The organism is Nonomuraea corallina, assembly GCF_027620315.1.
GTDB lineage: Bacteria > Actinomycetota > Actinomycetes > Streptosporangiales > Streptosporangiaceae > Nonomuraea > Nonomuraea corallina.
The window spans coordinates 19,500-29,497 of record NZ_JAPNNL010000086.1; the positions used below are offsets into that span (position 1 = coordinate 19,500).

A 9,998-nucleotide genomic window follows, 5' to 3' on the forward strand; every position below is an offset into this window, starting at 1 on the left:
GTTTAAGCCGCAGGAGGCAGTTATCACCGCCGCGTTGAAGATCGACGGTCTGTCGAAGACCTTCGGTGAGAAGAAGGCCGTCGATGAGGTGTCACTGACCGTGCCGCAGGGCTCGTTCTACGGCCTGGTCGGACAGAACGGCGCCGGCAAGACGACCGCGCTCTCCATGGCGGTGGGGCTGCTGCGGCCTGACCGTGGATCGGCACAGATCTTCGGGATCGACGTGTGGGCCGACGCGGCGCGGGCCAAGCAGCTCGTCGGGGTGCTGCCCGACGCGATGGCCATGCCGGAGCGGCTGACCGGCCGGGAGGTGCTCACCTATCTCGGCCTGCTGCGCGGGCTGAGCCCGCAGGTGGTCGCCGAGCGGGCCGCGGAGCTGCTGGCGGTGCTGGAGCTCGACACGGCGGAGAAGACGCTGGTCATCGAGTACTCGACCGGCATGCGCAAGAAGATCGGCCTGGCCACCGCGCTGCTCCACGCGCCCCGGTTGCTGGTGCTGGACGAGCCGTTCGAGGCGGTCGACCCGGTGTCGGCCGCGACGATCAAGGGGATCCTGCGCGGCTTCGTGTCCGGCGGCGGTTCGATCGTGCTGTCCAGCCATGTGATGGCGCTGGTGGAGCAGCTGTGCGACCACGTCGGCGTGATCGACGCCGGGCGGGTGGCGGCCGCCGGGCCGCTGGCCGAGGTGCGCGGCGCCGGGTCGCTCGAAGACCGGTTCGTGGAGCTGGTCGGCTCCGGCTCGGCCACGGCCAAGGGGTTGTCGTGGCTGTAGCGGTGACGATGGCCCGGATGAAGATCGCAGTCCTGCGCCACTCCCTCACGGGTCAGCACGGCGGCATGGTCATCGCCGGCGGCTCGCTGGGGGCGGTGCTGGCCACGGGCACCATCTTTCTCGCGTTCCTCGATGGCGACTGGCTGACCGCCGCGTACGCGGTGTGGATGCTGGGCTGGATCATCGGGCCGGTGTTCTCCGGCGGCGGTGACGAGTCGCTCCGGCCCGAGTTCTTCGCGATGCTGGGGCTGCCGGCGCACCGGCTGGCGGTGGGGTTGCTGGCGTCGGCGTTCGTCGGGGTGGCGCCCGCGGTCAGCCTGCTCGCCCTGTCGGGGCTGGTGGTGGCCGGAGCGCGGCAGGGCGTGCTGGGAGCGCTGGTGGCGGTGCCCGCCATGGTGCTGCAACTGGCCGCGTTCGTGCTGTTGTCCCGGGTCGCGGTGGCGGTGCTCGGCATGGCGCTGCGGTCCCGGGTGGGCGCGGTCGGCGCGGCCGTGGTCAACGGGGCGATCCTGGCGTTCCTGGGGCAGGGCTGGGTGTTCGCCGTCGCGCTCGGCCAGGGCTCGGGGATTCCGGAGTTCGTGCGTTACCTGCCGTCCGGCTGGGGCCTGCTGGCCGTGCGGGGCGACTATCTGGCCCTGGTCGCGCTGGCGGTGCTGGTCGGGCTGTTGCTGGCCGCATGGGCGGCGCTGCTGGCCAGGCGGGCGGGGACGACCAGGCCGTCGACCCGCGGCCGCCGGCCGATGCGGGCGCGCTCGGCCCAGGACGCGGTCATGGCCAAGGAGCTGCGCGCCTGGACCCGTGACCTGGTGCGCACCCATCAGCTCACGTTCGCGCTGGCGTACGGACTGTTCTTCGCGAGCGCGCCGCTGGTGCTGGGGTGGCCGGGGATGCTGCCGTGGGCGGGGCCGATCTTCATCGTCATGGCCGCGGCCATGACGGCCAACCAGTACGGCGACGAGGGCACCGCGCTCTGGCTGACGGTCATGACGCCCGGCGTGTCCGACGTGCGCGGCAGGCAGCTCGCCTGGCTGGTCGCGGTGGCGCCGGTGGCGCTGGTGGTGACCGTCGCGCTGACCGCCGTGAACGGCGGGCCGTGGCCGATCATCTGCGCGGTGACCCTCGCACTGCTGGGCGGCGGAGCCGGGCTGGTGCCGCTGATGTCGGTGTACGGTCTGGTGCCGGGCATCGACCCCGCGCGACGCGGCGGCAACCCGCTGCGCACCAGCGAGGACGACGGCTCCCTCACCGGGCTGGCCTACCTCATGCTGGTGCTGGTGGCGGCCACGGCGGCGCCCGCGGCCGTGGTGGCGTGGATGTTCGGCTGGCTGGGCGTGCCGGTCGGGGCGCTGACCGGCGCGCTGTGCTACTGGGGGCTGGGGCTGCTGGCCGGACGACGGCTGACGGCGCAGGGGCCGGAGCTGCTCCACATGATGCGCACCGGCCGCCGCCCGGAGACCAAGAGCACCTTCCAGGCCCTTGACATGCCGAAGGGGGCGCAGACCGTCACCTACCTGTGCTGGGGGCTGGCCATGATCCCGCTGTTCCCGCAGGGGATCGTGGCGAGCGTGTTCCTGGTCAACGGCATGTACGAGCACAGCTGGTTCCTGGCCACCTACATGGCGCCGGGGCTGCGCTGGCCCACGGCCGTCGGCATGATCGTGATCGGGCTGGCGTTGCTGGGCACCGGCTGGGGGCTGATGCGCCGCTACCGGCAGAAGGAGGTCACCGCCTGAGCCGCCTGAGCCGCCTGAGCCATCTGCCCGGTCCGGCCCGTACGCGGGATCGCGGCGGGCCGGGGCGCGCGGCTCGGCGCTAGGCCGTGTTTCATGACGCTAGGCGTTTCATGACGCTAGGCGTTTCATGACGCTAGGCGTTTCATGCCGCTAGGCCACGGTGGCTTCGATCAGGTCGTCGACCACCTCGGTGAGGTCGTGCCCGCGGGCGTGCACGCGGCGCTGGCGTTCGGCGCCGGAGCCCTTGGCGAGCAGGCGTTCCAGCCCGTCCCGGACGTAGGGGAGGTCACCGGCCTCGGCCAGCGGGCCGCCGACGTGGGCCAGGAGGCGGCGGGCCATCACCGGGGCGGGCACGAGCGTGCCGTGGCGCACGTCGAGGCTGTCGCCGGTGAGGCCGTCGCGGGCGGCCCGCCAGTAGGCGGCCCGCACGACCTCCGACGGGATGGGCAGGCCGCGGTCGCCGCGCGCCACGTCGGCCAGCGCCTTGACGACGAGGCCGCGGACCAGCCCGATGATGGTGAGGCTGTCGTGCACGTCGAGCGGCACGTCGGCGACCCGGATCTCGACGGTGGGGAGCTGCGGCGAGGGCCGGGTGTCCCAGAAGACGGTCTTGGGGTCCATGAGGGCGCCCGACTCGGCGAGCGAGCGCAGGGCCAGCTCGTAGTCGCCGAAGGTGGGGAAGTACGGCTGCGCGCCGGAGACGGGCCACCGGCCCCAGCTGATCACCCGCCAGGAGGCGTAGCCGGTGTCGCGGCCGACGAAGAACGGCGAGTTGGCGGCGAGCGCGATGAGCGTCGGCAGCCAGGGCCGCAGATGGTTGCCGACGTAGACGGCGTGCTCCTCGTCCGGCACGTCCACGTGGACGTGCAGGGCGCAGATGCTGATCTCGTCCTGCAGCGCCCGGTAGAGGGTGCGGCCCTGCTCGTAGCGGGCGTCGTCGCTGAGCGGCGGCCGAGCGACGTTGCCGAGCACCGGGATGCCGCTGGCGACGACGGCGAGCCCGCACGAGCGGGCGGCCCCGGCGACCTCCTTGCGCGCGGCGCGCAGCTGGGAGCCGAGTTCGGCCAGGTCGGCGGAGGGCGTGGTGCGGGCCTCCACCTGGAACCGGGTGATCTCGTGGGCCACGTCGAGCATGTCCGTGGCGGCGGCCAGGACGTCGGCCGCCCTGGGGGTGACGTGGCGGGTGTACGGGTCGACGACGAGGTACTCCTCTTCGACCCCGATCAGCGGAACCATGCCCACACCTCGCAGGAAGTCGGGGGAGCCTCCGCACGGTTTGTGCCCGCCTGCCGCCTTCCGGAATCGCTACATCGTTACCGGCCCGTAGCATGCGGCGGAGGCGCCGGTGGCCAGGGCCCAGTAGCGGTCGCCGTAGGACCAGTGCCACCACTCGGTGGGGTAGTTGACCAGCCCGACCGGCTCCAGCGCGGCGGCCAGGAGCTTGCGGTGGGCGCGGGCGTCGGCGGAGATGTGCGGGGCGGCGGTGTAGCAGGCGCCGTCGCTGTCCTCCGGGTTGTCGTTGACCTGCGTGCCCATGTCGTACTCGGCGCCCTCGGGGTCGCAGAGGGTGAGGTCGACGGCGGCGCCGGCGGTGTGCGGGGCGACCTCGACCGGGGAGACGTAGCGGCTGGCGGCGACGTGCGCCTCCTGCTCGGTGAGGGCGGGCGAGGCGGCGCGCAGCTGGTCGCGGTACCCCTCGAAGTAGCGGCGCTGGGTGGCGACGGGCCGGTAGCCCTCGACGATCAGTAAGTGGTAGCCGGCGGGCAGGTGCCGCTCGGCCCGTTCGAGCCTGGCCAGCAGTCCGGCGCGCAGGTGGGCGTAGGCGCCTTCGGCGTCGGCGAGCCGGTCGTCCACGCGGAGGCGGCCGCGCGTGTCGGCCAGGGCCTCGCCGTTGTCCCGCACGGGGATCGCCGCCACGCGGGGATCGGAGATGAGCACGATGTCGCTCGGAGGGTGCCACATGTGCAGTGATTCTCACATAGCGGTCAGACAGTGTCGGAGAACACCTGTTCGCGAGCCTGTTCCAGGGCGGCCACGAGGGCGCCGCGGAGCACCGCGTTGCCGGGGACGCCGCCCGCGACGACCCGGGGCGGCGCGGGGCAGATGCGGGCGACGGCGTCCTGGACCCTGGAGGCCAGCCGGTCGCCGCCCGCGCGGCCGATGTCGCCGCTGAGCACGATCAGCCCGGGGTCGAGGACGACGGCGACGGCGGCCACGCCCACGGCGAGCCGGGCCGCCAGTTCGTCGAGGTAGCCGTCCCCGCCGTTGCGCACCTGGTCGGGGACCTCGGCGCCGGGCACCCCGTACGCGCCCGCCAGTCCCCGCAGCGCGGCGGTGCCGACCAGGCGCTGGAAGGAGCCGGAGTTGGGCTGCCTGACCTCGGAGGGCAGCGGCTCGCCCGGCACGGGCAGCCAGCCGATCTCCCCGGCGCCGCCGGTGAGGCCGCGGTGCAGCCGGCCGCCGAGCATGACGCCGAGGCCCTGGCCGACGCCGGCCCACATGACCACGAAGTCGTCGACGCCGACGGCGGCGCCGTAGCGGTGCTCGGCGAGGGCGACCAGGTTGACGTCGTTCTCGATGGTGACGGAGGCGCCGAGGGTGCGGCGCAGGCCGGCCAGCACGCCGACGTGCCAGGCGGGCAGGTCCAGGGAGAAGCGGACGTCGCCGGTGCGCGGGTCGACCATGCCCCTGGTGCCGATGACGAAGGCGCGCAGCCGCGACAGGCTGACGTCGGCCGCGGCGCAGGCCCGCTCGACCCCGGCCTGCACCGTACGGACCGGATCGCCGTCGGAGGGGTTGACCGTGACCTCGACCACGGTGTGGCCGGTGATGTCGGCCACCCCGGCGGTGACGCTCTCCGGCAGCACCTCCAGCCCGGCGACGTAGGCGCTGGAGGGTCGTACGCCGTAAAGTGCGGCATTGGGTCCCCTGCCGCCGGCGCGTTCCCCCGCGACCTCCACGAGGCCCCTGTCCTCCAGCCTGGCGAGCAGCTGACCTGCGGTGACCTTGGACAGTCCGGTCCGCTCGCCCAGCTCGGCCCGGGTGAGCGGGCCTTCGGCGAGGAGGAGTTCGAGCGCGGAGCGGTCGTTCAGCCTGCGCAGCAGCCGAGGGGTCCCCGGGCTCCGGCTCATCTTCATGCCCCTCTCGTCACGATCGGCTAACGGACGGTTTTTTTTAAGAAAGTTTCTTGTTAGTTTAACACCTGTCGTTCGGCATTGACGATCAGCCTGGTGCGGACCGTAGGCCGGCACCCGGGAAGGGAGAACCCTGTGAGGATCGCGAAGATCACAGCCACTACGGTCACCACGGCCGCGCTGGCCCTGGGCGTGGGCGCCTGTGGCGGCTCCGAGGCGCCGGCGGAGCCGAGCGCGGCGAGCACCGCCGCGGCGAGCGGCCCCGCGTACGCGGGCAAGGAGCTGACGCTCTGGCGCCTGGGCGACAGCAACCCCGACGCGCAGAAGTACACCGACGAGCTGGTCGCCGCCTTCCAGCAGCAGACCGGCGCCAGCGTGAAGGTCGAGTGGATCCCGTGGCCGCAGGTGAACGACAAGTTCACCGCCGCCGCCGCCGGTGGCGCCGGGCCCGACGTCACCGAGATCGGCAACGACCAGGTCCCGCTCTGGGTGAGCCAGGAGGCGCTCGCCCCGGTCACCGACATCGTCAGCTCCGGCGACCAGGCCCAGATCCCCAAGAACCTCATGGGGCTGGAGACGATCGACGGCGAGACGTACGCCGTGCCGTGGGGCGGCGGCACCCGCGCGGTGCTCTACCGCAAGGACTGGTTCGACGAGCTGAAGATCGAGGTCCCGAAGACCTGGGACGAGCTCGTGGCCGCGGCCAAGAAGGTGCAGGCCGAGAAGGGCTCGGACGTCGACGGCTTCGCCTTCAACGGCGGCTCGGACGCCAACCACCTGCTCGGCTCGCTGGCCTGGACCGCGGGCGGCGAGTACGCGGTCAAGGAAGGCGACAAGTGGGTCGCCAAGCTGGCCGACCCCGGTTTCAAGGCCGGTTTCGAGCAGTACACGTCCCTGGTGACGGACGGCCTGTCGAGCAAGTCGCGGCTGACCCAGAACAGCTCGGACATCCGTACCCGCTTCTCCAACGGCAAGGTCGGCATGTACCTGACCGCGTCCTGGGACCTGGCCGCGATCGAGGAGGAGAGCAAGGGCAAGCTCAAGGGCGACAAGCTCGCCTTCTTCCCGCTGCCGGGCAAGGACGGCGGCGAGGCGCAGGCGTTCCTCGGCGGCAACGACATCGCCGTGTGGGGCACCGCCAAGGAGCCGGAGGCGGCCAAGGAGTTCGTGAAGCTGGCCACCGGCAAGGAGTGGGGCGTCAGGTACGCCACCGACGGCGGTCTGCTGCCGGTCTACCCGGACGCGCTCGCCAAGCTGGCCGAGGACCCCGCGCAGGCGCCGTTCGCGGCCGCGTTCGCCAAGGCCAAGGCCTTCCCCGCGGACCCGAACTGGACCGAGGCCAACGAGACCAAGGCCGTGCTGCAGAACGCCGCGCGCCAGGTGATCGAGGGCAAGGCCTCCGCCGACGAGGCGCTCGCGGCGGCCAACACCGAACTCGAAGACATCCTCAACCAGTCCTGAGGACCCATGACGAACACGTCGACGCTGGCCCGGGGCGGCAGGCACGCCTCCGCCCCGGGCCGGGGCCCGTCCCGACGCCGCAGAGGCAGGGGCCTGCCCGTCTGGTCCATCCCCTACGTCCTGCTGATCCCCGGCCTGCTCGTCATCGGGGCGCTGCTGCTCTACCCGATGATCCAGGTCGCGGTCATCGCCTTCCAGAAGGTGGGCCTGCCGCAGATCAGCGGCAGAAGGCCGGCCGAATGGGTCGGCACCGACAACTTCACCCGGATCTTCGACAGCGAGATCTTCTGGGACTCGCTGCGCAACACGGTCGTCTTCGCGGTCATCGCGGTCACGCTGACCCTGGTGCTGGGCACCGCCGTCGGGGTCCTGCTGAGCAAGCTCGGCAGGAAGATGTCCGCGTTCCTGGTGATCGGCATCATGTGCGCGTGGGCCGTGCCGCCGGTGGCGCAGGGCATCATCTGGCGGTGGCTGTTCGACGCCGAGGCCGGAATGATCAACTGGGCGCTGAACCTGCTGCCCGACTGGCTGTCGGCCGTGCTGTTCGGCCGGGCCGACTGGACCGGGGAGCCGTGGCTCAACGACGCCTGGTCGGTCTACCTGGTGCTGGTCATCACGGTGGTCTGGGCGTCCTTCCCGTTCATCGCGGTGTCGGTGCTGGCCGGGCTCAAGGGCATCCCGGCCGACCTGTACGAGGCCGCGCGGGTCGACGGGGCGTCCGGCTGGCGCACGTTCTGGAAGATCACGTTCCCGCTGCTCAAGCCGGTGTTCGCGGTGCTCACGGTGCTGTCGATCATCTGGGACTTCAAGGTCTTCAGCCAGCTGTACGTCCTCATGGGCGGACCGACGAACCGTGAGGCGTTCAACCTGTCCATGTACTCCTACACCGAGGCGTTCAAGGCGCCGCAGAAGATGGGCACGGGCTCGGCGATCGCGCTGGTGCTGACGGTGATCCTGCTGGTGGTCACCGCCGTGTACATCCGGCAACTGGTCAAGCAGGAGGAGTTGTGATGAGCCCGCTGGCCAGGAAGCGTCTGGGCAAGGTGGCGCTCAACGGCACCGCCCTCCTGGTGTTCCTGTTCGCGGTCTTCCCCGTCTACTGGATGGTGACGACCGCCTTCAAGACCAACGACCAGATCTTCACCACCGAGTTCATCCCGTTCCCCACCCAGTTCACCTTCGAGCACCTGCACCGGGTGCTGACCGAGGGCGTGGCCGGCAACTCGATCTGGGTCTACATGCGCAACAGCGCGATCGTGGCCCTCGGCACCGTGCTCATCGGGGCGGTCTTCTCGCTGCTGGCGGCGACGGCGGTGGCCCGGTTCCGGTTCAAGGGCCGCACCGGCTTCCTGTTCCTGCTGCTGCTCGCGCAGATGATCCCGGCCGAGGCGCTGCTCATCCCGCTGTTCCTGCGGGTCAAGGATCTCGGCCTGTACGACCACCTCGGCGGCCTCATCCTGGTCAATGTGGGGCTCACGCTGCCCTTCGGCATCTGGATGCTGCGCACGTTCGTCGCCGCGGTGCCCAAGTCGCTGGAGGAGGCCGCCTGGATCGACGGGGCGTCCAGGTTCGTCACGTTCTGGCGGGTGTTGTTCCCGCTGGTCGCGCCCGGCCTCGTGGCCACCAGCATCTTCTCGTTCATCACCGCGTGGAACGAGCTGATCTTCGCGTTGGTGCTGATGAGCGAGTCGTCCGGCTACACCATGCCCGTGGCCCTGCAGTACTTCTTCGGCCAGAAGGGCACGGACTGGGGCGCCATCATGGCCAGCTCCACGATGATGACCATCCCGGTCGTCGTCTTCTTCATGATCGTGCAGCGCCGCATGGTGACCGGCCTGATGGCCGGCGCCGTCAAGGGCTGATCGACACCACGGGTGCCTCCCGTATCCGAGGCTGCCCGCTTTCACCTGATGAGGAGCCATGAGTCGAAGTGATCGGGGGCTGCGCCGCCTCGCGGCCGGCACGTTGCTGGCCGCCTTCCAGGGCACCACGCCGCCGGGCTGGGTGCTGCGCGAGCTGGAAGACGGGCTGGGCGGCGTCACGCTCTTCGGCTTCAACGTCGACGGCCACGAGCGCCTGGCCGCGCTCACCGCGGCGCTGCGGGAGGCGGGCGGCGAGCCGGTCATCTCGCTGGACGAGGAGGGCGGCGACGTCACCCGGCTGGACTACCACGTGGGCAGCCCGTACCCGGGGAACGCGGCTCTCGGCGCGGTGGACGACCCTGGCCTGACCCGGGAGGTGTACCAGGCGATCGGCGCCGAGCTGGCCGGGTGCGGGGTCAACCTGGACATGGCGCCGGACGCCGACGTGAACTCCGAGGCGGACAACCCGGTGATCGGCACCCGGGCGTTCGGCGACGAGCCGAACCTGGTCGCCCGGCACGCGGTGGCCGCCGTCGAAGGGCTGCAGGCGGCGGGCGTCGCGGCCTGCGTCAAGCACTTCCCCGGCCACGGCGCCACCCGGGTGGACTCGCATGTGGCCGTCCCGGTCGTGGACGTCACGCCGGAGGTGCTGCGCGGCCGGGAGTTGGTGCCGTTCCGCGCGGCCATCGCCGCCGGCACCAAGTCGATCATGACGGCGCACGTGGCGGTGCCGGCGCTCACCGGCCGCACGCCCGCCACGCTCTCGACGGCCGCGCTCACCGGGCTCCTGCGCGACGAGCTCGGCTACGACGGCGTGGTGGTCTCCGACGCGCTCGACATGCACGCGATCACCAAGAGCGTGGGGCTCGGCGGTGGCGCGGTGCGCTCGCTGGCCGCCGGCGCCGACCTGCTCTGCCTGGGTCCGCTGCCCGGCCGCGACGAGGTGCGGGGCGTGATCGACGCGATCGTGGCCGCCGTGCGGGAGGGCACGCTGCCGCCCGCCCGGCTGGAGGAGGCGGCGGCCCGGGTGACGGCG

At 71.8% G+C, this 9,998-nt stretch carries 9 protein-coding genes; 6 read left to right on the forward strand and 3 right to left on the reverse strand.

Features of this window, described 5'->3' with window-relative positions:
* Positions 1 to 34: 34 nt before the first annotated feature.
* Complete coding sequence (locus OUY22_RS21115) at positions 35 to 772, forward strand: ABC transporter ATP-binding protein (RefSeq protein WP_270156794.1); 738 nt, start codon at positions 35 to 37, stop codon at positions 770 to 772.
* A 17-nt stretch (positions 773 to 789) separates the two neighbouring features.
* On the forward strand, positions 790 to 2,505 hold the full coding sequence (locus OUY22_RS21120; RefSeq protein ID WP_270156795.1) for a hypothetical protein: 1,716 nt from the start codon (positions 790 to 792) through the stop codon (positions 2,503 to 2,505).
* 150 nt (positions 2,506 to 2,655) lie between these two features.
* Here OUY22_RS21120 and OUY22_RS21125 read toward each other — a convergent pair whose 3' ends face one another.
* The 3 genes from OUY22_RS21125 to OUY22_RS21135 form a co-directional block, all read right to left on the reverse strand.
* Positions 2,656 to 3,741: a carboxylate-amine ligase gene (locus OUY22_RS21125; RefSeq protein ID WP_270156796.1), complete on the reverse strand. Its 1,086-nt coding sequence runs from the start codon at positions 3,739 to 3,741 to the stop codon at positions 2,656 to 2,658.
* Positions 3,742 to 3,810: 69 nt separating this feature from the next.
* On the reverse strand, positions 3,811 to 4,467 hold the full coding sequence (locus OUY22_RS21130; RefSeq protein WP_270156797.1) for a M15 family metallopeptidase: 657 nt from the start codon (positions 4,465 to 4,467) through the stop codon (positions 3,811 to 3,813).
* 23 nt (positions 4,468 to 4,490) lie between these two features.
* Positions 4,491 to 5,636 (reverse strand): ROK family transcriptional regulator, encoded by a 1,146-nt coding sequence (locus OUY22_RS21135; protein WP_270156805.1) that lies wholly within the window; start codon positions 5,634 to 5,636, stop codon positions 4,491 to 4,493.
* Positions 5,637 to 5,774: 138 nt separating this feature from the next.
* Here OUY22_RS21135 and OUY22_RS21140 point away from each other — a divergent pair, with 138 nt between their 5' ends.
* The 4 genes from OUY22_RS21140 to OUY22_RS21155 all read left to right on the forward strand — a co-directional run.
* Entirely contained in the window at positions 5,775 to 7,100 is a 1,326-nt protein-coding gene (locus OUY22_RS21140) for an extracellular solute-binding protein (protein ID WP_270156798.1), read from the forward strand.
* Between the two features lie 6 nt (positions 7,101 to 7,106).
* Positions 7,107 to 8,111 (forward strand): carbohydrate ABC transporter permease, encoded by a 1,005-nt coding sequence (locus tag OUY22_RS21145; RefSeq protein ID WP_270156799.1) that lies wholly within the window; start codon positions 7,107 to 7,109, stop codon positions 8,109 to 8,111.
* Positions 8,111 to 8,962: a carbohydrate ABC transporter permease gene (locus OUY22_RS21150; protein ID WP_270156800.1), complete on the forward strand. Its 852-nt coding sequence runs from the start codon at positions 8,111 to 8,113 to the stop codon at positions 8,960 to 8,962. Before OUY22_RS21145 ends, OUY22_RS21150 begins: the two co-directional genes overlap by 1 nt.
* A gap of 58 nt (positions 8,963 to 9,020) precedes the next feature.
* Positions 9,021 to 9,998, forward strand: a 978-nt coding sequence (locus OUY22_RS21155) for a glycoside hydrolase family 3 protein (RefSeq protein ID WP_270156801.1), incomplete at its 3' end; no start/stop codon positions are given.